Annotated in this window: 18 protein-coding genes; 4 read left to right on the top strand and 14 right to left on the bottom strand. The window is 66.8% G+C overall.

Annotated elements, in window-relative coordinates:
• Positions 1 to 15: 15 nt before the first annotated feature.
• The 6 genes from RBA40_RS03970 to RBA40_RS03945 form a co-directional block, all read right to left on the bottom strand.
• A complete protein-coding gene (locus RBA40_RS03970) occupies positions 16 to 4,863 on the bottom strand; it encodes a two-component regulator propeller domain-containing protein (RefSeq protein WP_306646156.1) in 4,848 nt (1,615 codons plus the stop codon).
• An 80-nt stretch (positions 4,864 to 4,943) separates the two neighbouring features.
• On the bottom strand, positions 4,944 to 5,669 hold the full coding sequence (locus RBA40_RS03965) for a response regulator (protein WP_306646154.1): 726 nt from the start codon (positions 5,667 to 5,669) through the stop codon (positions 4,944 to 4,946).
• Positions 5,670 to 5,702: 33 nt separating this feature from the next.
• A complete protein-coding gene (locus tag RBA40_RS03960) occupies positions 5,703 to 6,872 on the bottom strand; it encodes a patatin-like phospholipase family protein (protein WP_099881663.1) in 1,170 nt (389 codons plus the stop codon).
• A 71-nt stretch (positions 6,873 to 6,943) separates the two neighbouring features.
• A complete protein-coding gene (ggt, locus tag RBA40_RS03955) occupies positions 6,944 to 8,737 on the bottom strand; it encodes a gamma-glutamyltransferase (RefSeq protein WP_306646152.1) in 1,794 nt (597 codons plus the stop codon).
• A gap of 67 nt (positions 8,738 to 8,804) precedes the next feature.
• Positions 8,805 to 9,563 carry a 3-hydroxyacyl-CoA dehydrogenase gene (locus RBA40_RS03950; protein WP_099881667.1) on the bottom strand — a complete coding sequence of 253 codons (759 nt, stop codon included), beginning with the start codon at positions 9,561 to 9,563 and terminating at the stop codon, positions 8,805 to 8,807.
• 98 nt (positions 9,564 to 9,661) lie between these two features.
• The gene (locus tag RBA40_RS03945; RefSeq protein WP_306646150.1) at positions 9,662 to 10,069 is read right to left on the bottom strand and encodes a hypothetical protein; all 408 of its coding nucleotides are present in this window, start codon (positions 10,067 to 10,069) and stop codon (positions 9,662 to 9,664) included.
• Between the two features lie 194 nt (positions 10,070 to 10,263).
• Between RBA40_RS03945 and RBA40_RS03940 the strand changes: the two genes are divergently transcribed.
• The 4 genes from RBA40_RS03940 (at position 10,264) to RBA40_RS03925 (ending at position 15,679) form a co-directional block, all read left to right on the top strand.
• Positions 10,264 to 12,522: a hypothetical protein gene (locus tag RBA40_RS03940; protein ID WP_306646148.1), complete on the top strand. Its 2,259-nt coding sequence runs from the start codon at positions 10,264 to 10,266 to the stop codon at positions 12,520 to 12,522.
• Positions 12,522 to 13,616 (top strand): hypothetical protein, encoded by a 1,095-nt coding sequence (locus tag RBA40_RS03935; protein ID WP_306646146.1) that lies wholly within the window; start codon positions 12,522 to 12,524, stop codon positions 13,614 to 13,616. Before RBA40_RS03940 ends, RBA40_RS03935 begins: the two co-directional genes overlap by 1 nt.
• Positions 13,613 to 14,305, top strand: coding sequence for a DUF1266 domain-containing protein (locus RBA40_RS03930; RefSeq protein WP_306646144.1), 693 nt, complete (start codon positions 13,613 to 13,615; stop codon positions 14,303 to 14,305). The genes RBA40_RS03935 and RBA40_RS03930 overlap by 4 nt, the downstream gene beginning before the upstream one ends.
• A 75-nt stretch (positions 14,306 to 14,380) precedes the next feature.
• Entirely contained in the window at positions 14,381 to 15,679 is a 1,299-nt protein-coding gene (locus tag RBA40_RS03925; protein WP_306646142.1) for an acetyl-CoA hydrolase/transferase family protein, read from the top strand.
• A 7-nt stretch (positions 15,680 to 15,686) separates the two neighbouring features.
• Here the strand turns inward: RBA40_RS03925 and RBA40_RS03920 are convergent, their stop codons facing one another.
• The 8 genes from RBA40_RS03920 to lpxK form a co-directional block, all read right to left on the bottom strand.
• Positions 15,687 to 16,415: a PEP-CTERM sorting domain-containing protein gene (locus tag RBA40_RS03920; RefSeq protein ID WP_306646140.1), complete on the bottom strand. Its 729-nt coding sequence runs from the start codon at positions 16,413 to 16,415 to the stop codon at positions 15,687 to 15,689.
• 53 nt (positions 16,416 to 16,468) lie between these two features.
• Entirely contained in the window at positions 16,469 to 17,191 is a 723-nt protein-coding gene (locus RBA40_RS03915; protein WP_306646138.1) for a PEP-CTERM sorting domain-containing protein, read from the bottom strand.
• 251 nt (positions 17,192 to 17,442) lie between these two features.
• Positions 17,443 to 18,825, bottom strand: coding sequence for a hypothetical protein (locus RBA40_RS03910; RefSeq protein WP_306646136.1), 1,383 nt, complete (start codon positions 18,823 to 18,825; stop codon positions 17,443 to 17,445).
• 115 nt (positions 18,826 to 18,940) lie between these two features.
• Positions 18,941 to 21,097: a sodium-translocating pyrophosphatase gene (locus RBA40_RS03905; RefSeq protein WP_306646135.1), complete on the bottom strand. Its 2,157-nt coding sequence runs from the start codon at positions 21,095 to 21,097 to the stop codon at positions 18,941 to 18,943.
• Between the two features lie 238 nt (positions 21,098 to 21,335).
• The gene (adk, locus tag RBA40_RS03900) at positions 21,336 to 21,992 is read right to left on the bottom strand and encodes an adenylate kinase (RefSeq protein WP_306646133.1); all 657 of its coding nucleotides are present in this window, start codon (positions 21,990 to 21,992) and stop codon (positions 21,336 to 21,338) included.
• A gap of 186 nt (positions 21,993 to 22,178) precedes the next feature.
• Entirely contained in the window at positions 22,179 to 22,931 is a 753-nt protein-coding gene (gene kdsB, locus RBA40_RS03895; protein ID WP_306646131.1) for a 3-deoxy-manno-octulosonate cytidylyltransferase, read from the bottom strand.
• A gap of 3 nt (positions 22,932 to 22,934) precedes the next feature.
• Positions 22,935 to 23,105: a Trm112 family protein gene (locus RBA40_RS03890; protein ID WP_099881687.1), complete on the bottom strand. Its 171-nt coding sequence runs from the start codon at positions 23,103 to 23,105 to the stop codon at positions 22,935 to 22,937.
• Positions 23,086 to 24,162 carry a tetraacyldisaccharide 4'-kinase gene (gene lpxK, locus RBA40_RS03885; RefSeq protein WP_306646129.1) on the bottom strand — a complete coding sequence of 359 codons (1,077 nt, stop codon included), beginning with the start codon at positions 24,160 to 24,162 and terminating at the stop codon, positions 23,086 to 23,088. The genes RBA40_RS03890 and lpxK overlap by 20 nt, the downstream gene beginning before the upstream one ends.
• Positions 24,163 to 24,181 lie beyond the last annotated feature (19 nt).

Below are 24,181 nucleotides of genomic sequence, written 5' to 3'. Positions count from 1 at the left end.
CATATGCATAGCGGGTCAGCGCTTGAGCGGTCCCGCGCTGTCGTAGGCGGACAGCAGTTCGCGCAGGCGCGGCATAGCCACGGCGATCAAGTCCCAGCGGCGCGCGTCGGCCGCTTCTTCCATCTCGCCCGACAGCTGATGCAGTTCGGTCGCCTCCAGGTACGAGGAGCTGCCCTTGAAGCCGTGCAGCAGGCGCCCGGCCGTCTCGGCATCGTGCGTGACGAGGGCTTCTTCCAGGTCGGCGCGGCGGCTCGGCAGGTCGCTGGCAAAGGCGGCCCGCATGCGCGCTTTCAGGTCGCTGGCGCGGCGCCCGGCATTGTGGGCGGCCGGTCCCGCCAGCGGCGCCGGGCCGGTATCGACGCCGAACATGGCGTCCAGTTCGGCCGTGGTGGGCGCTCGTTCCACGCGCGCCTGCGGCATCGGCGCCAGGGCGATGCCGCGCTGGAGCTGGCGTTCGATGGCCCGGCTCAGGTGATGATGCAGGGCCGCTTCGTCGATCGGCTTGGTCAGGAAGTCGTCCATGCCGCAGGCCAGGTAGCGGCTGCGGTCTTCCTCGCTGGCGTTGGCGGTCAGCGCCACGATCATCAGCTCCTGGTCGCGCACCGGCGCCTCCGGCGGCCCGCCGGCGCGGATCAGGCGCGTGGCGCTGGCGCCGTCCATCTCGGGCATGCGTCCATCCATCAGAATCAGGTCGTAGCGCGTGCGCGCGCACGCCGCCACCGCCAGCAAGCCATTGTCGGCGATGTCGACCTTGTGCCCCAGGTCTTCAAGCATCATGCGGATGATGATCTGGTTGGTCGGGAAGTCTTCCGCGCACAGCACCTTCAGGCGGTGGCTGTGCGGTTCGCGCGGCACGTGCGGCACCATCGGCGGGGCCACGCCGTCGGCCAGCGGCAGCAGCACGCTGAAGGTGCTGCCCACGCCTTCGGTGCTGTCGACGCTGATGGACCCGCCCATCAGGTCGACCAGCTGGCGGCAAATCGCCAGCCCCAGCCCGGTGCCGCCGTAGCGGCGCGTGGTGGTGCTGTCGGCCTGTTCGAACTTCTGGAACAGCCGTTCGAGCGCATCCGGCGCAATGCCGATGCCGGTGTCGCTCACCGAAAAACGGATGGTGTTTACGCCCGGCGCGCTGCCGTCAAGGGGGGCCGCGCGTTCCACCGCCAGCCGCACCGCGCCGTTGTTGGTGAACTTGAAGGCATTGCCGACCAGGTTGACCAGCACCTGGCGCAGGCGGGTCGGGTCGCCCACCACGAAGCGCGGCAAGTCCTCGGCCAGCGCCACGTTGAAGCCCACGCTTTGCGCCGCGGCCTGCTCCTCGAACAGGCTGACCACGTTTTCGACGGCGGCGGTGAGCGCGAAATCGATGTTCTCGATGGTCAGCTTGCCCGCCTCGATCTTGGAAAAATCGAGCAGGTCGTTAATGATGGTCAGCAGCGACTGCGCGTTGGCCTGGCCGCGCAGGATCTGTTCGCGCGTGTTTTCCTGCAGCTGGCCGTCGCGCAGCGCGAACCCGAGCATGCCGATCACGCCCGCCAGCGGGGTGCGCATCTCGTGGCTCATATTGGCCAGGAATTCGGACTTCTGGCGCGTGGCGTCTTCCGCCTTCTGCTTGGCCAGGCGCAATCGCTCATCGTTTTCCTGGAGCGCGCGGTTGGCCAGCGCCAGTTCGTCGGTGTTCAGGCGCACCTGGCGCTCCTGCTCCACCAGGCGCGCCTGGGTTTCTTCCAGCTCGCGGTAGGCGCGCGCATTGTCGAGCGCCACCGCCGCGTGCGCGGCCAGCGTCTTGAGCATGTCCAGATGCACGCGGTGGTAGGCATTGAGCTCCACGCTCTGCACGCACAGCACGCCCATCATGCGTTCCTTGACGATCAGCGGCACGTACATCATCGCCACCGGCAGCGAGCGCGGACTGCCGTCCAGGCGCAGCGGCGGGATCGGCACCGCGCTCTGCTCCGCGTCCAGGTAGCGGTGATATTCGGCCTCCAGATCGTTGATGAACACTTCGCGCCGGTGCTTCAGGCACCACACCGCGAACTGGTGCGGATCGTCCAGCGGGCGGGTGTAGACCTCGCTGCGCACGCCCTGGTCCATCGCGAACGGGAACTCGATCACGCCGATGTCTTCGCGATAAAAGCCGATGCCGAAGATACGCGCATCCATCAGGTGGTGCACGTGGCGGTACACGGTGCTCATGATGGTTTCCATGTCGAGCGTGGCGGTCAGCTCGCGCCCGATCTCGGAGAGCACCGAGATATTCCGGTGCGCCAGTTCGACGTTCTCTTTCTGGCGCTCGACTTCTTCCTTCTGGCGTTCGGCGTCGAAGCGGCGCTGCTCGGCTTCGGCGCGCTGGTTGTCGGCGTCGAGGCGCTGCGCTTCGAGCTCGCGTTTCTGGCGTTCCAGCAGGCGGTTCTGCTGCTCGATTTCCTCGGTGCGCGCGGCCACCTGGGTTTCCAGCATCTCCTTCTGGCGCCGCAGGCCGGACAGGCGCGCGCGATAGGCCCAGTAAGCGCTGCCCAGCACCAGCAGCACCGACAGGGTGCGGAACCACCAGGTTTTCCAGACCGGCGGCAGGATCGTGATGGCCATCGTGGCGCCCTCGTCGCTCCACACGCCATCCTTGTTGGCGGCGCGCACGCGGAAGGTGTAGGTGCCCGGATCGAGGTTGGTGTAGGTGGCGAAGCGGCGGCTGGCGTCGGTGCTGACCCAGTTCTGGTCGAAGCCATCGAGCCGGTACGAAAACAGGTTGCGCTGGGGCGCCGCGTAATGCAGGGCCGCGAACTCCAGCGAAAACACCGAATCGGCCGCCGCCAACGTGACCGCGCGGGTCGACTCGATCGGCCCCTTGAACAGGCCCGGACGCGCCAGCGCGGCCGGCCGGTTGAAGATCTGGAAGCCCGTGATGACCGCGCGCGGGGCGATCCGGTTGTCGCTGATGGCTTTTGGATTAAAGGCGGTCACGCCATTGAAGCCGCCGAAGTACATGGTGCCGTCCGGCGCGCGCAGCGCCGAGCCGTCGAAGTAGGCGCCTTCGATGGTGCCGTCGCCGGCGCTGTAGTTGCGGAAGGTGCCGGTCAGGGGATCGAAGCGCGAAATGCCGGTGTTCGTGCTAATCCAGAGTTTGCCTTCCTCGTCCTCCAGGATGGCGGCAATGGCGTCGTCGGCCAGGCCATCGGCCGCCGTGTAGCGGCGAAAGCTCACCGCGCCGCCGGCGCCGATGCTCATCTTGTTCAAGCCGGCCGCGGTGCCGACCCACAGGGTGCCCTTCCGGTCTTCATGCAGATAGTGCACCTCGTCGTGACTGAGGCTGGCCGGGTTGGCCGGATCGTGGCGGAAGTGGCGGAACTTGCCGCTGGCGCGATCGAGCATGTCGAGGCCATCGAAGGTGCCGATCCACAGCTGGCCGCGGCGGTCTTCGAGCAGCGGGCGCACCACGTTGTCGGCCAGGCTGGAACTGTCGGCGGCGTCGTGGCGGTAGGTGACGACGGCGCGCGTGGCCGGGTCGAGCCGGTGCAAGCCGCCGCGCGAAGCGATCCACATCACGCCCGCGCGGTCCGAGAGCATGCCGCGGATATGGTTGCCGTCCGGGTCGCCCTCGGCGAAGGACTGGCGCGAGAAATTGCCGCTGGCCGGATCGAACCGCGCCACGCCCGAATGGCTGCCGATCCACAGCATGCCGTCGCGGTCGTGCGCCAGCGCGCTGGCCGGAATGCCGGCCAGGCTGTTGGGATTATCCGGGTCGTGCCGGTACAGGCGCGCCTGGCCGGTTTCGGGATCGAGCCGGTTCAAGCCGCTGTTGGCGCCGATCCACAGGTCGCCCCCGGGAGCGGCGGCAAGCGCGCGCACCTTGTTGTCGGACAGGGTATCGGGTATCTCGGCGTGGCGCGCAATGCGCGCGAAGCCGCCGCTGTTCAAGTCGACCCGGCTCACGCCCGCATACCAGGTACCGACCCAGAAGGTGCCGACACGGTCGCGGTACATGGCCGAAATCTGGTTGTCGGCCACGCTGTGCTTGTCGCCCGGCAGATGGCGGTAGTTGGCGAAGCGGCGCGTGGCCGGCTGCCAGCGATACAGGCCGTCGGTATGGCTGCCGACCCAGACATTGCGGTCCTGGTCCTGGTACAAGGTGGTGATGTAGCCCGAGCGCAGGCCGTCGGACACCCCCAGTCGGCGCCGCTGCGAGGCGGCGCTGCCGATCTTCCAGGTCTCCAGGCCACCCAGGGTGCCGATCCACAGGGTCTGCTCGGTGTCGACCAGCAGCGCCTGCACCATATTGTGTTTGTGGTCGGTCCCGGGCGCCGGATGGTGCTCGAAAGCGCGCGCCCCGATCGCCAGACTGTCCACGCCGGACGAGGTGCCGACCCACACGCGCCCGCCGGCATCGACCGCCAGCGCGTTGACCTGGTCGTCGGCCAGGCTGCCCGGGTCGCCCGGCACATGGTGCCAGACCTTGAATTTGCCGCTGACCATGTCGAAGTGCTGCAAGCCGTCGCTGGTGCCCAGCCACAGTCCCTGGCGGCCGTCGCCGGCGATGGCGCGCACATGCCGGTTGCCGTTGCCGCGCTTGACCGGTTCGTCCGGCGCGTAATGGGTGAAGGTCTGGGTGGCCGGATCGAAGCGGTCAAGGCCGCCGTCGGTGCCGATCCACAGGCGGCCCGCCTGGTCCACATGCAGCACGCGCACCCAGTTGTTGACCAGGCTGCGCGGGTTGCTGACCACGTTGCGGTAGGTGGTGACGCGGTAGCCGTCGAAGCGCGACAGGCCGCCCTGGCTGCCGAACCACATGAAACCCTCGGCATCCTGGGCCACCGCCAGCACCGATTCCTGGGCCAGGCCCTGCTCCACGCTCAGGTGCTCGAAGCGCAAGGTGCGCGCGGGCGCGGCCTGGCTGCCCGCGTATGGCAGGCAGCACAGCAGGAGGAACAGCGCAATGAGTCGGATCGGGTTCAGGCAAGCGCTCCTTCGCCATCGGCCGCGCCGGCGCGCAGGCGGATCAGCTGGCGGCGCACCGATTCGCTCACCTCGGCCAGCACCACGGCCACATTGCGCGCGTCGGGCAGGCCGCGGCGCGCCGTATCGAGCTGGGACGCGACGTGCCACAGGCCGAGCGTCATGCAGCCGGTGTGCACCGAATCGATGCGCAGGCGCGCGTCGGCGCCCTCCCCGGCGTCGAGCAGCGCCACGATGTCGGCGCGTCCGGTGAGCAGCTGTTCGCCGAATGCGGCCAGGTAGGCGCCCAGCCGGTCCGGCCCGATGTTCAGGCGTTTCATGGTGGTGCCCGGGTCCTCGGCCAGCTTGTCGAGCGTGATGCGGAAGATTTTTTCGAGATGCGCGCGCGCTTCGGCCGCGTGCAGCGGTTTCAGTATGTAGCCGACCGCGCCCAGCGTCACCGCCTGCAGCACCGTGTCGCGGTCGGACGCCGACGAGACCAGCACGAACGGCACGTCGGCCAGGTTCGGATCGCCCTTCATGCGCTCGAGCAGGGCGATGCCCGACATGCGCGGCATGCGCACGTCGCAAAAGCAGATCACCGGATGCAGGCCCTCCTGCATCAGGCTCCAGGCCGCGGCGCCGTCTTCCGCTTCGACCGGGTCGAAAATGCCGTACACGGACAGCAGGTCCATCAGCGCGATGCGCGAGACAACGTCGTCGTCAACAATCAGTGCTTTCATGAAGTTCTCCATGGCGGTTACGGCACGCGCGGCTCAGGAGCCAAAAAAAGTCAGGACATCGGCGCGGCGCGCATGGGTGTCGCGCTGGCCGAGCTGGATCAGTTCACAGGTGTAGCTCGACTCGAACAGCAGGTACGACGCCAGCGCCGATCCGCGCGCCTCGGTCGCGCCGATCCCCGAGAGCATGGTGCGGATCGGCGCCGGCAGGCTGGCCGTGTGGCGGCTGGCGATGACGTCGAGCCGTTCGGACGGCGCGATCACCAGCAGCTCCACCGGTTTGAGCGGCATTTTATGACGGTATTCCTCCGGCAGCATCGACAGCGTCAGGTTGATGCGGTTCAGGCGCTCGATGTCGACCGCCAGGCTGTCGAGAAAAATCGAGGACATGGCGTGGCCGGCGATCTGCGCCAGGCTCGGATAGCGCGCCTGGCCGGGCGTATCGCGGGTCGGCTCCGACAGGCGCCCGGCGCCCACCACCAGCACCTTGGAGGCGCCCAGGTGGATTGCAGGCGAAATGGGCGCCAGCTGGCGCATCGAGCCGTCGCCGCAAAATTCGCGGTGGCTGCCCAGGTACAGCGGCACCGCCGGGAAAATGAAGGGAATCGCCGACGACGCCAGCAGGTGCTCGACCCCGATCTGGTCCTGCAGCGCGATGCGCTGCATGCGTACCCAGGGCGCGATGTCGGCGGCGGTCTGGTAAAAAGTGATGTGGTTGCCGGCCGTGTAGGACGAGGCGGTGACCGCCAGCGCATGCAGCAGGCCGTCCGACATGGCCGCGTCCAGGCGCGGCAAATCGAGCATGCGGTGCAGCAGGCCCACCAGCGGGGTGTTGTCCAGCAGCGACGCCGGCGGCGCGGCGCGCCATTTGCGCAGCAGCCAGCCGAACGAGAGCAGCGAGAGCCAGCGCGCGCCCGAGCGCAGCACCCCCAGCGAATCGGCGCGGTAGACCTGTTCGACGGTGAAGTTTTCCCACACGTCGAGCAGCTTTTGCACGCCCTCGCCGAAGTTATCGGCGCGGCAGGCCAGGGCCACGGCGTTGATCGCCCCGGCCGAGGTGCCGCAGATGATATCGAAAGGATTGCGCGCCGGGCGCCAGCCGGCCTCCCACAAGATTTGCGAGATCGCCTGCAGTACCCCCACCTGGTAGGCGGCGCGCGCGCCACCGCCGGTGAGGATCAAGCCCGTTTTCTGTTCCGTTTCCATTCGCCAAGCGTATCAGGGTCTGCCCGCCTTGCGGGAGAAAACTGATGGCTTGTCCACTTTTTACAATAGACTCAATCGCCCCTGGCCACGCCTTCGCGGCGCGGATCGGCCCCGCCGAACCACCACGGCTCGCCATGGATCAGGATGCGCTGCACGCCATGCAGGCCCGATGTCATCTCGTAGCTGCGCAGGGCGTGGCCGCGCGCCTTGAGTTGATCCTGCACGGCCGGACTGAAACGCCCCTGTTCCAGTTCGGTCGGCCCGTTGCGGCTGCCGAAGTTGGGCAGGCTGATGGCCTGCTGCACATTCAAGCCCCAGTCGAGCGTGCCGACCAGGGTCTTGGCCACGTAGTTGATGATGGCCGGGCCGCCGGGCGAACCGACCGCCAGCACCAGTTTGCCGCTCTGGCGGTCGAACACCACCGTCGGCGACATGGCGCTGCGCGGGCGCTTGCCGGGCTGGACCCGGTTGGCCACGGGGCCATTCGCGTCGGCCGAGTCGAAGGAGAAATCGGTGAGCTGGTTGTTCAGGATGAAGCCGCCCACCATCTGGCGCGAGCCGAAGGCGTCTTCCACCGTGCTCGTCATCGACAGGCCGGCGCCCTTGCCGTCGACCACTACGAAGTGCGAGGTGGATGCCGTTTCGATGGCGTTGTCGAGGCCCCACGCCACTTCCATGCCGGGCGGGGTGCCGGCTGCAGCGGTGCCCATCGACTTGTCGCCGATCAGGGCGGCGCGCTGGCGCAGGTAGGTCTTATCGATCAGGCTCGGAATGCCGCGTCCCGGCAGCGGCACGAAGTCGGTGTCGGCCGCATAGCGGTTGCGGTCGGCGTAGGCCAGGCGCCCCGCTTCCGTGAACAGGTGCACCGCCTCAAGCCCGATCACGCCATTGACGGGCGCGTAGGCGCGCATGTCTTTCGTTTCCAGCATGCCCAGCATCTGCGCCACCGCGATGCCGCCCGAGGACGGCGGCGGCATGCCGCACACGGTGTACGCGCGGTAGTCGCTGCATACCGGCACGCGCACCTTGGGCTGGTAGCCGGCGATATCAAGCGCCGTCAACAGGCCCGGGTTGCCCGGGTGGGCCGCCACCTTGGCCGCGATGTCCTTGGCGATGCGGCCCTTGTAGAAGGCGTCGGCGCCGCCGGCGGCGATCTCGCGCAAGGTGGTGGCCAGCGCGGGATTGCGCAGCAGGTGGCCGATCGGCCACGGCTTGCCATCCTTGTCGTAGAAATAGGCGGCGGCGACCGGGTCCTTGCGCAGGTGCTGGTCGAACATCAGCATGCCGTTGAGGCGCTGGCTGACCGGGAAGCCCTTGTCGGCCATGGCGATCGCCGGCGCGAACAGCGCCTTCCACGGCAGCTTGCCGTGCTGGCGGTGCGCCATTTCGAGCATGCGCAGCACGCCCGGCGCGCCCACCGAACGCCCGCCCACCACGCCGGCGCTGCGCGAGAGCGGCGTGCCATCCTTGTTCTGGAACAGGTGCTCGTCGGCCGCCGCGGGCGCGGTTTCGCGGCCATCGAAGGCTTGCACGTTCTTGCCGTCGTAGTGCATCAGGAAGGCGCCGCCGCCGATGCCGGACGATTGCGGCTCCACCAGCGTGAGCATCAGCTGGGTGGCGATGGCGGCGTCGATCGCGCTGCCGCCGCGGCGCAGGATCTGGTAGCCGGCATCGACCGCCATCGGATTGGCGGCGGCGACCATGAATTTTTTGGCGGCCCAGCCGGCCTTGTCGGCATAGCCGGTATGGATTTCGGGCGCGTCGGCCGGACGCACGGCGGCGTCCTGGGCGAAAGCGGGGGCGCTGACGATGGCAGCGGCGGTCGCGATGTAGAGCGCGAAAGGAAGGTACTTCAACCTGAGCATGGATTCTCCAATGAGAAACGCGCGACCACAGCCGCGCGTCCGATCCCGCTATCGTACAGGAATTGAATTACTTCGGCTGCATGCGGATCGCGCCGTCAAGGCGGATGGTTTCGCCGTTGAGCATGGTGTTTTCGATGATGGCCTTGGCCAGGTGGGCGTATTCGGCGGGACGGCCGAGGCGCTGCGGGAACGGTACCATGTTGCCCAGCGCGCCGCGCACTTCTTCCGGCATGCCCATCAGCATGGGCGTCTCGAAGATGCCGGGAGCGATGGTCATCACGCGCACGCCGCTGCGGGCCAGGTCGCGCGCCATCGGCAGGGTCATGCCGGCCACCGCCGCCTTGGACGAGGCGTAGGCCGCCTGGCCGATCTGGCCGTCGAAAGCCGCCACCGACGCGGTATTGATGATGATGCCGCGCTCGCCGGAATCCATCGCTTCGGTCTTGCCCATGGCGTCAGCCGCCAGGCGCGCCATGTTGAAGGTGCCGACCAGGTTGATGTTCACGGTGCGCTGGAATACTTCCAGCGGATGCGGGCCATCCTTGCCGACGGTCTTGACCGCCGGCGCCACTCCGGCGCAGTTGACCAGTCCGCGCAGGGTGCCCAGCGCCAGCGCCGCGGCGACCACGGCCTGGCCGTCGGCCTCGGAAGTGACGTCGCACTTCACGAACGTGCCCTTGAGTTCAGCGGCCAGCGCTTCGCCCGCCTCGACCTGCACGTCGGCCAGCACAACCTTGCCGCCCGCTTCGGTGATCATGCGCGCCGTCGCCGCGCCCAGGCCCGATGCGCCGCCCGTGATGATGAATACATTGTCCTGAATTTGCATGGTGTCCTCTTCTCTTATAAGTTCTTTTTGACGTTTACGTAAACGTCAACTAACCGGATTGTAGCGAACTTTTCACAGAAAACACCAATCGTGGTGCATTAAAAACACTGGATCGTGCCGCCATTGCTGGTGCAGGGCCGGCCCTGGGGGCTGATCACGGTGTTGCCGGCCGCGCCGTTGTAGCGCGTGCCGTTGACGTCGGTGCAGCCGCCGGCGTCGCAGCGGCCGATCACGGCGGGCGGCGGCGCCACCACCGACGGCGACACCGGTGCCGGCAACGCGCTCACCGGCACCGGCGGCGGCGTGCTCAGGCGCGGGCCGTAGGCGGGCATGCCGTCGACAATCTGCTGCACGGCGCGGCGCTTCGGCGGCGGCTTCGCGGGCTTCATTGGCTTGGTTGGCTTGGCCTGGACGGCAGGCGGCGCGGGCGGGCTTTCCGTCTGTGCCAGGGCAGTGCCGCCAGCGACGCACGCCAGCAGGATCAGGGCAATTTTCGGGACCGGCATGATGCACCGCGCAGGAGGATGAATGAAGCCGCCAGCCTACCATTTTTGCCAGAATCGTGACGGACCGGCGCGCCCGGATGCTGGACAAACTGGAATCAACCATTTACATCGAGGCAATATTTATTGTTGACCAAAAGTACAGGAGGGACGATACTTCCCGCACCCTGAAACAGCACACCACCAGTCCACCGCCCATGAATGCCATCCTTGAACCCGTCAGCGCCAGCCGCCTCGACGCCTACCTCGACCAGACCGAAGCCGCCCTCCAACAGCAGGACGACGCCGAGCTCGACCCCGAACTGATCCAGGCGGGCCTGAAGGCCTCGATGGCTGGCCAGCGCTTTCGCGCCGATACCCTGGGCAGCGTGCGCCGCCTGTTCCGGCTGTGGCTGCGCGCCGGCGACCCGGCCGCGGCATCGCGCGTAATCGACATCGACGGCCGTGAGGCGCTCGCCGCCCTGCCTGCGGCCGAACGTCCCGACTGGGAGCTGTCGCTGGCGTTCTGGCGCCTCGAACCGCTGGTCGCGCAGCGCGACGACGCCGCCCTGCATGCCGCGCTTGATGTCGCGTTCACGGTACTGACATCGCTGCCGGGCGCCCTGCAGTACGACAAGGCCTGGGAGTATCTGGAGGAGCAAGCCACGCAGGCCGGCGCGCATGCCATGTCGCGCCGCTGCCTGGCCGCGCGCAACGCACTGCAGCACAAAGACCCCGAGCGCGCCGCCTATCGTGCCTGGGACGATGCGCTGATGGCCGCGCGCCAGGCCCAAAGCTTCGCGCTGGAAGGACGGGATCAAGAGGCCACGGACGCCGCCGCGCGCGCCATCGACAGCCTGGCCAAGGCGGGCGCGGACCAGGATATCGACCATAACGACTGGCTGCGCATCGGCCATGCCCTTTACACCATCGTCCCCGGCTCGATTGCCGGCGTCGTGGGCCAGGTGCGCGCGCTCACACCGGCCAGCACCGTATTCTTTGCCCGGCGCGACATCGACGTGCGCATCGCGCGGCTCGAAGCGCTGACCCTGCACCATCAGGGCGCGCTCGACCAGGCGCTGGCGCGGCTCGCCCTGGGGCGTTCCATCATCACCGGCGACGCCGACGACCGCTATAGCGCCGTCATGCTCGACTGGTTGCTGGAAGCGGGAAGACACGAAGACGCCGCCCGGCTCGCGTTCGAATCCGTATTCCACGAACGCCAGGTCTCGGCCGAACATGGGGCGCGCAGCGCTACGCGCGCGGTGAGCGAGAGCCTGGCCGGCCAGCCTTACTGGCAACTGGCGCTGGCGTATGCCGGCATGGCCGACGACACCATGGAGGTACGCGGGCACGAGAGCGAGGCCGCCTACGTGCGCCGCCATCTGGCGCTGGCGCGCGGCCAGGCGAGCGCGCATCCGGCCATCGATGCGGTCGAAGGCCTGTTCCTGATCAAATCGGCGGGCGACTACCATCAGGCCCTGCCGCTGCTCGAAGCGGCGGCGCGCGAGCTCTCGCTGGCCAATTCGGACGTCCTCTTCAAGCTGTGGGTGGCGCGCATCCGCGTGCACGGTGCGCAGGCCGCGCTGGAGATGCCTTTCGTGCCGGCCTCGAGCGGCGTATCGTGCTACAACCTGGGCGTCACGCTCGACAACGACCTCGACGAGCAGCTGCCCGAAGGCGTGACGGTACCGAAGGAAGCGCTGGAGGCACTCGCCGCGCGCTACTACGAAACGGGCCTGGCGCGCTTTGAAGCGTTCGTCGTGAGCGGCGAAGGCAACCCGCGCGACGGCAACGCGCACAGCTACTCGATGCTGTGCAATAACCTGGCCATCCACTACCGTTGCGACAAGTCCGACCCCGGCGCCGCCCTGCCCCTGCATCACAAGGGCATCGCCGCCAGCCCGTTCTCCGAACACTACCAGGGCGTGATGAGCTGCCACCGCGACAGCGGCAACGACGCGGCCATGATCGATAGCGGCGACCAGCTGTGGCATTACTCGGCCGACCATGGCTACAGCCGGCACGATCCGACCGATTACATCGACGATGTCGTCGCCGCCCTGCACCGTCTGGGGCGCAACACCGACATTGCCATCTGGCTGCAGCGGCTCGACGAATGGTGGGACAGCGTGGAGCAGGACGAGCGCGCCGGGTACGAGGAATCGTACGTACGGGCGCTGGCCTCGGTGCTGTACCACCTGGCGCATACCCAGCCCGACGACGCCATGCTGCGCCTGGACGCCGTGCTGCCCCGGCTGCGCGCCGCCGCCAGTCCCTACACCACCCGCATGGCAGCGCACACGCTGCGCACCGCCGGCCAGTTCGAGCGCGCGCAGGCGATGTACGCGGAGGCGCTGGGTCATGTCAAACCGGGCGAGTCGTGGCACGAATCGCAGCGCAAGGCGATCATCGAAGGCGCGGCTGAATGCAAGCGCATGCAGCGCGCGGCCCAGCCCTGGTGGAAGCTCTGGTAATGGCGCCAACGACAGGCCGCGCCAGCGCCTACGGCGCGCGCGACGTGGTCAACGCGCCGGCGCTCAAACAGGCCATCGCCAGGCGCAGCGCGCAGCGCGGCGACGCGCCCGACGTGGCCGCGTGGCTGGCCAATCACTTCTTCCGCTACGCGGTCGGCAATCTGAACGCGCCCGAACCGGCGCTGACGCGCATCGCCTCCAGCGCGCAGGCGCGCTCCCTGTTCGCGCCCGGCGCCGTGCCCGACTGGGTGGCATCGCGCCTGCGCCAGGGCGAGGGCGACGCCATGTGGTGGGTGGCGCCCGATGGCGCCGAACTGCTCGCGATGGAAGCGAAACTGGTCGAATTCCTCGGTGCGCGCCAAGGCACCGCGCTCGAAGGCAAGCTACAGCGCATCAACTGCCGCCAGGCGCTGGCGCTGTGGAACGCCGAACACGCCGCCTTTGAGGCCAAGAGCGCGGCCGGCTGGCGCGAGCACCAGATCGAGGCGGTGGCGACGCGCTGGGAGGGCGAGGCCGGCAGCGTGGTCGAATTGCTCGGCTCAAGCGCGCTGCTGCGCGCGGAGATGGCGTTCGAGAGCCAGGTGATGCGCCATTGCCTGGGCCAGTTCAGCGACCGGCGCCAGCTCAGCGGCGGTTACGGCGAACATTATGCGGCGGCCTGCGAAGCGGGCAAGATGCGGCTTTTCAGCTACCGCGGCCGCAACGGCCATGCGCACATCACCATCAGCGCCAATGTCGCCCCGGACGGGCGCCTGCAGCTCGATCAGATCAAGGGCAAGCACAATCGCCCGCCGGTGGAGCGCTACCGCGGCGAGCTGCTGGCCTTCCTGCGCAGCGTGGACTGCGACGTACACACGCCGCCGGACGCCCTGAGCATGGGCATGGTGTGCCTGCCCTCGGGCTGGGCGATGGTGGAGGACGCGCGCGGCGAGGCCGACCAGCTGTTCGTCGCGCACCACTTCCCCGCCCTGTTCCGGCAATTGCCCGCGCCGTCGGTGCTGGCCCAGTGGATCGCCGCCGCGCGCGCGCCCGAGCAGTTGCAGGACATGGCGCTGCACCCGGTGGTGGCGCACGCGGTAAGGAGCGCGGCATGAACTGGATCATCCTGCTGCTGTTCCTGTGGGCGATGCGGCGCGTGTATGTGCTGATCCGCGACAGCATCCGGTCCAGGAAGGGCCGCACCGTGCGCGTGCGCTACAAGTTCGACGCCCGCCAGAACCGGGCGCTGGCCCTGGCGCACCCGATCGCCAGCGCGCGCGCGCTGGGCGCCTACGCCAATCCCAAGGCGCCGGTGCCGACGGCGGAGCAGGCGCAGGCACTGCGCGCCAGCCTGCTGCATATCATCGGCCTGCGCGCCAGCATGCAGGACGACGCCATCAAGGCCGCGCTGCCGGAGCTGCTGCGGCGCCACTGGTTCCGCATCGACCTGGACCGCCTGCGGGCGGACGACGACCCGCGCGCGGCGATGGCGTTCGCCTCGGCGCGGGTGGCCTTTGCGGTGCGCACGGCGGCCTTGCTCGGCTGGCTCGATCCGGCCCTGCAATGGGAGGTGCTGTACCAGAACGCCCAGCGCGCCAGCGACTGTTTCGGCAGCTGGGAGGAGTTTGGCGCCGCGCTGGCGCGCGGGCGCCAGCAATGGATCGCCGGCGCGCGCGCCGACAGCCTCGGGGTGGCCTTCGACGAGACGAAACTGGCGCAGTGGCTCGCCAGCGGCGACCATCCGTGGCGCAGCCTGCCCTGGCGCGGCGAGGTCCTGTTCGCGCCACAGGAGACGAGCGCCTGACGCCTGGCGCGCGCTTGCAGTAAGCGCTTGGTCAGTTTCCCGAGGTACTATTTACCCATAAAAAAGGAGACAGCCATGCAAACCCCGCACCAGCTTTACCAGCAAAAACTGACCACGCCCGCCGAGGCCCTGCGCCTCGTGCGCGACGGCGACATGATCGTGGTGCCGACCGGCGTGGGCGAGCCGCCCGCGCTGCTCACCGCCCTGTCAAGCCAGCGCCAGCAGTTCCACGATGTGAAGGTGGCACAGATCCTGGCCATGCGCAAGTTCGGCTACTTCGACCAGGATAGCGCGCACCACGTGCGCCACGCCTCGCTGTTTTTCGGCGGCGCCTCGCGCGCCTCCGGCCAGGGCGGCTGGTGCGACTTCATCCCCAATTATTTTTCCGAACTGCCCGGCCTGATCGAACAGGGCCTGATGCCGGCCGACGTGGTCTTCGCCATGGCCTCGCCCATGAACGAGCAGGGGTTTTTCTCGTTGAGCCTGGCGGTCGACTACACCATGGCCGCCATCGGCAAGGCGCGCGCGGTGGTCCTCGAAGTCAATCCGCACGTGCCGTTCGCGCACGGCCAATGCCATGTGCATGTGTCGCAGGTGACGGCGCTGGTCGAAAGCGGCGAAGCGATCCTGGAAGTGGGTCTGCCGAAAATCGGCACGGTGCAGGAAGCCATCGGCAAATACGTGGCCGACATGATCGACGACGGCTCGACCCTGCAGATCGGCTACGGCGGCATTCCGGATGCGGTGGTGATGCAGCTGACCTCCAAGCACGACCTGGGCATCCACACCGAAATGATCGGCGACGGCATCCTGACCCTGATCGAAGCGGGCGCGGTCACCAACCGCAAGAAGACCTACATGCCCGGCAAGATGGTGGCGACCTTCGCGCTCGGCTCGCAAAAGCTGTACAAATTCTTGCATCACAATCCGATGATCGAGATGCATCCGTCGAACTTTACCAACGACCCGTACCTGGCCGCGCAAAACGACAATCTGATGACGATCAACGCAACCTTGCAGATCGACCTGCTGGGCCAGTGCGGCTCGGAGAGCATCGCGCACCTGCCCTATTCCGGCACCGGCGGCCAGGTCGATTTCGTCAGGGCGGGCAACCGTTCGCGCGGCGGCAAGTCGTTCATCGTGCTGCCGTCGACGGCCAAGGACAATACGATCTCGCGCATCGTGCCCACGCTTACGCCTGGCACGCACGCCACGACCAGCAAGAACGACATCAATTATGTGGTGACCGAGTATGGCGTGGCGCAGTTGCGCGGCAAGTCGGCCAAGCAGCGCGCGCAGGCGCTGATCGCGATCGCCCATCCGGACTTCCGCGCGTCGCTGCGCGCGGAAGCGAACCGGATGTGCGTGCTGTAATCCGGGTTCAGGCAAGCCGGCGGCGACGGCGCGCCAGGCCGATGACCGCTATGCCGGCCAGCAGCATGCCGCAGGTTTCCGGCTCCGGCACGGCCGAGGTGTAGATGGTCAGGGTCGGGTTCAGGATTTGCATCGAGGACAGGGTGAGCACTTGCGGGCCCGAGCTGCCGTCAGCAGGTCCGGGCGGGTAGTAAGGCGTCGACGTCACGTTCACCGGACTCCACATCGACAAAGAGACCTTGTCCGTCAGCGACAGGGGGCCGCTGGCCAGCACGAAGGGAATCGCACCGTCAACCATGCTGTGCTGCATGGTCTGCTTGCTGGACCAGCCGGTGGCGGACGATGAGGCGTACAGATCGATTTTCGCGGAGTTGGTCGTGAAGCCGTCGCCCGGTTTGCCGCCCGGCGTCCTGACCGGTCCCAATTCGCCCAGCACGGTACCGGACGCGGAAAAGCCCGTCATGCGATAGCCGGGACGCAGCGTGATGCCGAACCAGCCATTGTAACCGTCGCCATTCTCGTAATGCGTGGTGGAGCTCTGCAGGGTCCTTGCGGCATCGGTCATGGCGATCGTGGTGATGCCGTTGGCGTCCGAGGTGATCACGTCGGCCTTGTCGGCCCATTCATTCTCCATCGAGAACGTGGCGGCGTCGATGGTGATCGGGCCGTTGGCAAACGCAGGGGCGGCGGTGAGCGCGAATGCGAACAGCGCGGCGCGCGGCAGTAAGGAAGTCATCAGATTCTTTCTTTCAGCGCTACATTGGAGAGGTGATAGATGGAACCAAACTGTCAAGATTGCTCATGTTTATTTGCGCGACGCCGCAGCGACACCACAATGCCCAGCCCGGCCAACAGCATGGCATAGTGGCCGGGTTCGGGCACGGCCATGGTGTAGATCGTGAATACGGGATTGACGACCCGCAGGCTGGCAAAGGAATCGATGCCGGACGGATACTGCGGCGTGACGGTCGGGTAGGCCGAGACCAGGATCAGGCCTTGCAGCGACAGATTGAAATCGGTGGTCAGGGACAACTGCCCGCTGGACATCGTGAACGGCAGCGCGCCATCGAGCATGTCGACACGCTGGGTATGCTCGCCATAAAACACGCCGTGCGGGCGCGAGCCGGCGCTGAATTCGATATTGCCGGAGTTGAAAGCGAATCCGTTGCCGGGCGTGCCGTTGGGATTGGGCGCCACATCGAGCACGCCCGCGAAGGTGCCGGAAAAGGAAAATCCGGTCACCCGGTAGCCGGCATGGACGGTCACCTCGAACAGGCCGGCGTAGAAGTTGCCTTCCTGGTAGCGCGAGGTGAAGGCGTCGAGGCTGTCGGCGGCGGACGTGAGGCCGATCCGGGTCACGCCGTTGCTGTTCGAGAGCAGCACGTCGGGAGAATCGCCCCACTGGTTGACTATCGAAAAGGCGGCGGTATCAATGCGCGCGGTGGCGTGGGCGGTGCTGACAGAGGCCAAAGCAAGCGCTGCCGTAATGAGCAGCCGTGTCATCGTATTCATCAGTCATCCTTCTGGTCACAGTGGGAAGCGGCCGGGGATCCGGCCGGGACGCGTCGTCTTGCCGAAAAGTGAAGTGAAGGAGCGTCAAGAACGACGAACAGAAATACTACGTTGCTATTGCAAAAAAAATATCACCCCAACGATGATTTTTTGCAAGCGTGGCGGCAATACGTCAGCTTCGCGCCGTAACAATAGAATGGCCGTCCAGTCGGGCGAGCGGACGGCCTGCGGCAAGCGAATTGCGCCGTCGTTTACGGCAGGACCAGCTTAAGCACGCGGCCGTTGGCGCTGACGTACAGCGCGCCGGCGGCGTCGGTCGCGAGGCCGACCGGTTTGCCGGTTGCCAGGCCGGCTGGCTTTGCGAGCCCGGCGGCGCCAGTGAAGCGATCATCGCTGCCGTTCGGATCGGCGGCCACCGACAGCTTGCCGTCCGCCGCAATCTTGCCGATGGCGCCGGCGGGCCAGTCGCTCTGGCGGCCACTGAACGGTTCGGTCGAGAAGAACAGGTTGCCGCTGGTATCGACCGCGATGGCGGTGATGAACGCCTGGGTGTTGTCCATCAGCGTCACAGCGACACCGGCGGCATCGAGCGTGCGGATACCCCTGTCGTCGAGGACGTACAGCTTGCCATTCTTGCCGACCGCCAGGTCGGTGATGGTGGCGCTGGCGGAGTGCGGGCCCAGGTTTTCGAACACGGTCGTCACCGTGCCATCCGCAGCCACTTTACGCACGATGGCGCGCTTGAAGCAGGAACTGCACTCCGGCTCGCCGGGACGCGTGACTTCGCTCGCGACGTACAGATTGCCGGCAACGTCGCTGGCAATCGCGGTAAACACCGGCGGCGCGATGTTGGTCCCGGTCGGGTCGCCCGGCGTGGGGCCCAGCTCGATGGTGCTGACCGCGCCGTCGGCGCCGATCTTGCGCACGAACGTCGACGGCGAACCGTCGGCGCCGTCAATGACATACCTGACACCGTTCGCGCCGGCGGCGACATCGCGCAGGGTACGCAATGCCGGTGCGGGGGTGCCGCCAACGATGACGGTGCTTACCACGCCGGCCGGCGTGATCTTGCGCACCGAGTTGACGCCGGTATCGACCAGCAGCAGGTTGCCGGCGCCATCGTTCGCAAGCGCTCCGGCGTTCAGGAAACGCGCCAGCTTGCCGACGCCATCGACCTGGGCACGGGTCGGTTCGACCGCGCCGCCGGCCAGCACGCGCGCGCCGACGCCTTCCACCTGCAGGGCGACAGCGTCGCTGGTGCTGGTGCCGGCATCGTTACGCACGACCACGCTGAGCACGTCGCCGCTGTCGCCCAGGGTGGCCGCCAGGGTGGTGTAGATGGCGCTGGTGGCGCCCGGGATCGCCACGCCGTTGCGCCACCATTGGTAGCTCAGCGTGCCGGAGCCGGTGGCCACTACCGAAAACGTGGCGGGCTGACCGGCTTGCACGGCTTGCGTTTTGGGCTGGGTCGTGATGCTGGCCGCCGTGACCGGTTGTGGCGAGACCACCGGGTCGGGCTGTTTCACGGGCGTCGTGCTGTCGTCGTCGCTGCCGCAAGCGGTAATGCCAGCGAGGCAGATCAAGCCGCTGGCAAGCGCGCCGCTGCGGAAAAACCGGTTTTTCAGATCACTCATGCTGGCATTCCTTCAAAAAGAAATATTAATAAAGAAGGAACATTACGCCAATTATAAGTTTTTTACTAGAAATATCTCACCCGGCCGGGATACCGGGTGAGATCCGCTAGACTGCTCAGGGCGCGGGAGCGGCGGCCAAGGTGGCTGGCACGGGCGCCGGCGTGGCATGGGCAACCGGGCCCGGCACCACCGTGTTTACCGGCGGGTGCGCCGCCGGCACCGTCACCGCGATCCAGCCGGTTACCGGCAGCAGCGGCACCAGCAGCAAGGCCACGATGTTGATAATCTTGATGAGCGGATTGACGGCCGGGCCGGCGGTGTCCTTGTACGGGTCGCCCACGGTGTCGCCGGTGACGGCGGCCTTGTGCGCTTCCGAGCCCTTGCCGCCGAAATGGCCATCCTCGATGTATTTCTTGGCGTTGTCCCAGGCGCCGCCGCCGGTGGTCATGGAAATGGCCACGAACAGGCCGGTGACGATGGTCCCCATCAGCAGCCCGCCCAACGCGGCCGGGCCGAGCAGCATGCCGACCACCACCGGCACCACCACCGGCAGCAGCGATGGCAGGATCATTTCGCGGATGGCCGAGGCGGTCAGCATGTCGACCGCCTTGTCGTATTCGGGCTTGCCGGTGCCGTCCATGATGCCCTTGATGTCGCGGAACTGGCGCCGCACCTCGACCACCACGGCGCCGGCGGCGCGCCCCACCGCTTCCATCGCCATGGCGCCGAACAGGTAGGGAATCAGGCCGCCGATGAACAAGCCCACGATCACCATCGGATTCGACAGGTCGAACGAGACATGCTTGCCGACCGACTCCAGGGCGTGGGTATAGTCGGCGAACAGCACCAGCGCGGCCAGCCCGGCCGAACCGATGGCGTAACCCTTGGTGACGGCCTTGGTGGTGTTGCCGACCGCATCCAACGGGTCGGTAATGGCGCGCACCGATTCGGGCATGCCCGACATTTCGGCGATGCCGCCGGCGTTGTCGGTGATCGGTCCGTAGGCGTCGAGCGCGACGACGATGCCGGCCATCGACAGCATGGAGGTGGCGGCAATGGCGATGCCGTACAGCTGCGCCATCTGGTAAGACGCCAGAATGGCCGCGCACACGGCCAGCACCGGATACGCGGTCGACTTCATCGACACGCCCAGGCCGGCGATGATGTTGGTGCCGTGGCCGGTGGTGGAGGCTTCGGCGATATGCTTGACCGGCTTGAAGTCGGTGCCGGTGTAGTACTCGGTGATGTAGACCATCAGCCCGGTGAGGACGATGCCGACCAGCGCGCAGCCCATCATCTTCAAGCGCATGGCATCGTCGCCCCAGACCAGCCAGGTGACGCCGGCAAAGCCGATCAGCGACAGGCCGGCGGCCCACCACAGGCCCGTGTACAGGGCCGACATGATCTTCTTGCCCGGCTTGGCCTTGACCAGCGAGCAGCCGACGATCGATCCGATGATCGACACCGCCCCCAGCAGCAGCGGATAGATCACCGCTTCGCCGCCCGGCGTGGCCATCATCAGCGCGCCCAGCAGCATGGTGGCGATCAGGGTGACGACATAGGTCTCGAACAGGTCGGCGGCCATGCCGGCGCAGTCGCCCACGTTGTCGCCCACGTTATCGGCGATCACGGCCGGGTTGCGCGGATCGTCCTCGGGGATGCCGGCTTCGACCTTGCCGACCAGGTCGGCGCCGACGTCGGCCCCCTTGGTGAAGATGCCGCCGCCAAGGCGCGCGAAAATGGAAATGAGCGAAGCGCCGAAGGCCAGCCCGATCAGGGGCTTGATGACGTCATGCTGGGAGGCGCTGCCGCCGGCCGCCTGGGCGGTGAGCATCCAGTAGAACAGGGTCACGCCGAGCAGGCCCAGCCCGACCACCAGCATGCCGGTGATGGCCCCGCCCTTGAAGGCGACATCGAGCGCTTCGTTCATGCCGCGCGTGGCGGCTTGGGCGGTGCGCACATTGGCGCGCACCGACACGTTCATGCCGATGAAGCCGCAGGCGCCCGAGAGGACCGCGCCGATCAGGAAACCGATCGCGGTATTGAGGTCGAGCAGCACGCCGATGGCGATGAGCAGTACCAGGCCGACCATGCCGATGGTGCGGTACTGGCGCCCGAGGTAGGCGGCGGCGCCTTCCTGGATGGCCTGGGCGATGGCCTGCATGCGGGCGTTGCCCGGGTCCTGGCGCAGAATCCAGCTGCGCGTGACCAATCCATAAATCACGGCAATGACGCCGCACACAACTGCAAAGACAAGAAATCTTGCTGCCATATCGTCCCCTCGCTTTTTTATCAAGTAACACAACAACACATTTGAAAGACCGCTCCAACCACATGTGAAAGAGATGGGCCAACCTCACTGCGTACTGCAAAACTTTGAATCCAAAAAAACCGGGAACGCCGGCCGCGCAACGGCGGCCAGGGCAAGACTATCCATTCGTGCTGTGACGACCGCAGGGCGCGGCCATCAAAAAAGCGGACCGAAGTCCGCTCTTGTGCTTTTCTTACTTTTATTCCGACAGCGCCGCGAAAGCCGCCTCGCGGATTTGATCCACAGGGCCGATGCCGGAGATGCGGCGGTATTTCGGCGCGCCGGGCAGGCCCGATTGCGCCCACTGGTTGTAGTAGCCCAGCAGCACTTCGGTCTGGTTGTGGTAGACCGACAGGCGCTGCTTGACGATTTCTTCCTTGTCGTCGTCGCGCTGGATCAGCGCTTCGCCGGTGATATCGTCCACGTTATCCACTTTTGGCGGATTGTTCGTGATGTGGTATACGCGGCCCGAACCCGGATGGGAACGGCGCCCGCTCATGCGCTCGACGATGAATTCGTCGGGCACGTTAATTTCGAGTACATAATCGACGTCGATGCCGGCTTCTTTCATGGCATCAGCCTGCGCGATGGTGCGCGGGAAGCCGTCGAACAGATAACCGTTCTGGCAGTCCGATTCCTTGAGGCGATTCTTGACCAGGCCGATCATGATGTCATCGGACACCAAACCGCCTGCATCCATCACTTTTTTAGCCGCCATGCCCAGCTCGGTGCCGGCCTTGATCGCGGCGCGCAGCATGTCGCCGGTCGAGATTTGCGGAATATTATATTTTTCCTTGATGAAGTTAGCTTGGGTGCCTTTGCCGGCTCCAGGAGCTCCTAACAGAATCAGACGCATGAAAATTCCTAAAACAGATTTTAAAATTGGAGGCGATGCATACTTGACTACCTTGGTACGAAACTTACCACAAAAGTCACGGAGAACGCCAATCCGAGGGCGTATTCGCCATTTTTTTGCTTGATCTGGCGCAAGCTATGCGTCGGTTACTGATGAGAACCGCGCACATGCTGCGCTGTCACAAAGCTAAGCCGGGTAATGCTGGCGCACCCGTTCAAGATCTTCGGGGGTGTCGACGCCGGCCGCCGGCGCGCTGTCGGTCACGTGCACGGCGATCGGATAGCCATGCCACAGCACGCGCAACTGCTCCAGCGCTTCGACCGCTTCAAGCGGCGCCGGCTCCAGGGTGGGATAGGTTTGCAGGAAGGCGTTGGTGTACGCGTACAGCCCGATATGGCGCAGCGCGACGTACGCCGCCGGCAAGGCGTCGCGCGATTGCGCGAAACCGTCGCGGTGCCAGGGAATCGTGGCGCGCGAAAAATACAGGGCGCGCCCGGCCTTGTCGAGCACCACCTTGACCACGTTCGGATTGAAGGCGTCGGCGGCGGCGTGCAGCGGATGGGCGCAGGTGGCCATCGGCACGTCCACGCCGACGCGGGCCGCGGTGGCGGCCAGCAGCGCCGGGTCGATCAGCGGCTCGTCGCCCTGCAGGTTGACCACCACGGCATCGGGCGCCAGGTTCAGCGCGCGCGCCACTTCGGCGATGCGGTCGGTGCCGGACGGATGGTCGGCGCGCGTCATGCACACTTCCACCCCGTGCTCGCGGCAGGCGGCGGCGATGGCCTCATGGTCGGTGGCGACGATGATGCGCGCGGCGCCCGAGGCAGCCGCGCGTTCGGCCACGCGCACCACCATCGGCTTGCCGCCCAGGTCGGCCAGCGGCTTGTTCGGCAGCCGGGTCGAGGCCAGGCGCGCCGGAATGATGACGATGAAACCCATCGCCTACAGCGCTTCGATCTTGCGCGCCTGGTCGGCCCACATGATGGGAATGCCGTCGCGGATCGGAAACGCCAGGCGGTCGCCGCGGCAGATCAGTTCCTGGGCTTTTTTGTCCAGTTCGAGCGGGCCCTTGCATACAGGGCAGACCAGGATATCAAGCAGTCGAGCATCCACGACATTTCTCCACAATTTGTTCGGCCAGCGCGGCATCGAGCTGCGCCGTCACCGGTACGACCCACAGTCTCGGGTCGTTTTTGAGATTTTCAATTTGCGCACATTTTACTGCATCCTTCTCGGTGATCAGGATGCAGTCCGCTTCGATGGCGGCAAATGGCTGGTCGAGGAAATCGTGATGGTCCGGCAGCGGCAGTTCGGCGAACGCCAGGCCGGCGCCGCGCAGCAGGGTAAAGAAGCGCTGCGGATTGCCGATGCCGCAGGCGGCCACGATGCGTTTGCCGCGCAGGCTGGCCAACGGCACGCGCTCGCCCGGGCGCGCCAACGGCTCGGCGAACTCGCCCGCCAGTTGCATGCGGAACGGAATGCCGCCGACCGCCTGGCGCAAGGCCGGCGTCAGTTCGGGCGCATTGACGATGGTGAAGTCGCGCCGGCGCGATGGCGCCTCGCGCAAGGGTCCCGCCGGCAGCAGCCAGCCGTTGCCGGTGCCGCGTCCGTCGAACAGCATGATTTCGATATCGCGCCGCAGGGCGTAGTGCTGCAGGCCGTCGTCGGTAAGGATCACGTCGACGTCGGGATGGGCGGCCAGCAAGGCGCGTCCGGCGGCGCCACGGTCGCGCCCCACCACCACCGGGCAGCCGGTGCGGCGCGCGATCAGCAGCGGCTCGTCGCCGACATCGCGCGCGCTCGATTCAAGCGTCACCGCGCGCGGCGCGCTATGCGACGCGCTAGGCGACGCGCTATCGCCACCGCCACCGCCATGGCCGCGCGAGATGATGCCGGGTGTGAAGCCGGCGGCGCGCAAGGCGTCGGCCAGCCAGATCGTCAGCGGGGTCTTGCCGGTGCCGCCGATAAAAATATTGCCGACCACGATAACCGGCACCGGCAGCCGCGTCGAGCCCAGCAGGCCAAAACGAAACAGCAGCGCGCGCACGCCGGCCACCAGGCGAAACAGCAAGGAGAGCGGCCACAGCGCGCAAGCGAGCGCGCCGCGCCGCTGCCAGGCACGCTGAAGCCTCGATTCGAGGGAGGAAGATGAGGGGGAAGTGGAAGACATAGGCGGCAGGCGAATCGCT

The sequence above is a fragment of the Massilia pseudoviolaceinigra genome, assembly GCF_030846505.1.
Classification (GTDB): Bacteria; Pseudomonadota; Gammaproteobacteria; order Burkholderiales; family Burkholderiaceae_D; genus Telluria_A; species Telluria_A violaceinigra.
The sequence above is the reverse complement of the archived record's forward strand: the minus strand, read 5'-3'. Positions and strand labels throughout refer to the sequence as shown.

Bases quoted from the DNA above. Each gene is read 5' to 3' on its own strand.
- RBA40_RS03905 (WP_306646135.1), bottom strand. From the start codon at position 21,097: ATGGCAGCAAGATTTCTTGTCTTTGCAGTTGTGTGCGGCGTCATTGCC.
- ggt (WP_306646152.1), bottom strand. From the start codon at position 8,737: ATGCTCAGGTTGAAGTACCTTCCTTTCGCGCTCTACATCGCGACCGCC.
- RBA40_RS03945 (WP_306646150.1), bottom strand. From the start codon at position 10,069: ATGCCGGTCCCGAAAATTGCCCTGATCCTGCTGGCGTGCGTCGCTGGC.
- RBA40_RS03920 (WP_306646140.1), bottom strand. From the start codon at position 16,415: ATGACTTCCTTACTGCCGCGCGCCGCGCTGTTCGCATTCGCGCTCACC.
- RBA40_RS03930 (WP_306646144.1), top strand. From the start codon at position 13,613: ATGAACTGGATCATCCTGCTGCTGTTCCTGTGGGCGATGCGGCGCGTG.
- RBA40_RS03960 (WP_099881663.1), bottom strand. From the start codon at position 6,872: ATGGAAACGGAACAGAAAACGGGCTTGATCCTCACCGGCGGTGGCGCG.
- adk (WP_306646133.1), bottom strand. From the start codon at position 21,992: ATGCGTCTGATTCTGTTAGGAGCTCCTGGAGCCGGCAAAGGCACCCAA.
- RBA40_RS03915 (WP_306646138.1), bottom strand. From the start codon at position 17,191: ATGAATACGATGACACGGCTGCTCATTACGGCAGCGCTTGCTTTGGCC.
- RBA40_RS03925 (WP_306646142.1), top strand. From the start codon at position 14,381: ATGCAAACCCCGCACCAGCTTTACCAGCAAAAACTGACCACGCCCGCC.
- RBA40_RS03950 (WP_099881667.1), bottom strand. From the start codon at position 9,563: ATGCAAATTCAGGACAATGTATTCATCATCACGGGCGGCGCATCGGGC.
- kdsB (WP_306646131.1), bottom strand. From the start codon at position 22,931: ATGGGTTTCATCGTCATCATTCCGGCGCGCCTGGCCTCGACCCGGCTG.
- RBA40_RS03940 (WP_306646148.1), top strand. From the start codon at position 10,264: ATGAATGCCATCCTTGAACCCGTCAGCGCCAGCCGCCTCGACGCCTAC.
- lpxK (WP_306646129.1), bottom strand. From the start codon at position 24,162: ATGTCTTCCACTTCCCCCTCATCTTCCTCCCTCGAATCGAGGCTTCAG.
- RBA40_RS03910 (WP_306646136.1), bottom strand. From the start codon at position 18,825: ATGAGTGATCTGAAAAACCGGTTTTTCCGCAGCGGCGCGCTTGCCAGC.
- RBA40_RS03965 (WP_306646154.1), bottom strand. From the start codon at position 5,669: ATGAAAGCACTGATTGTTGACGACGACGTTGTCTCGCGCATCGCGCTG.
- RBA40_RS03935 (WP_306646146.1), top strand. From the start codon at position 12,522: ATGGCGCCAACGACAGGCCGCGCCAGCGCCTACGGCGCGCGCGACGTG.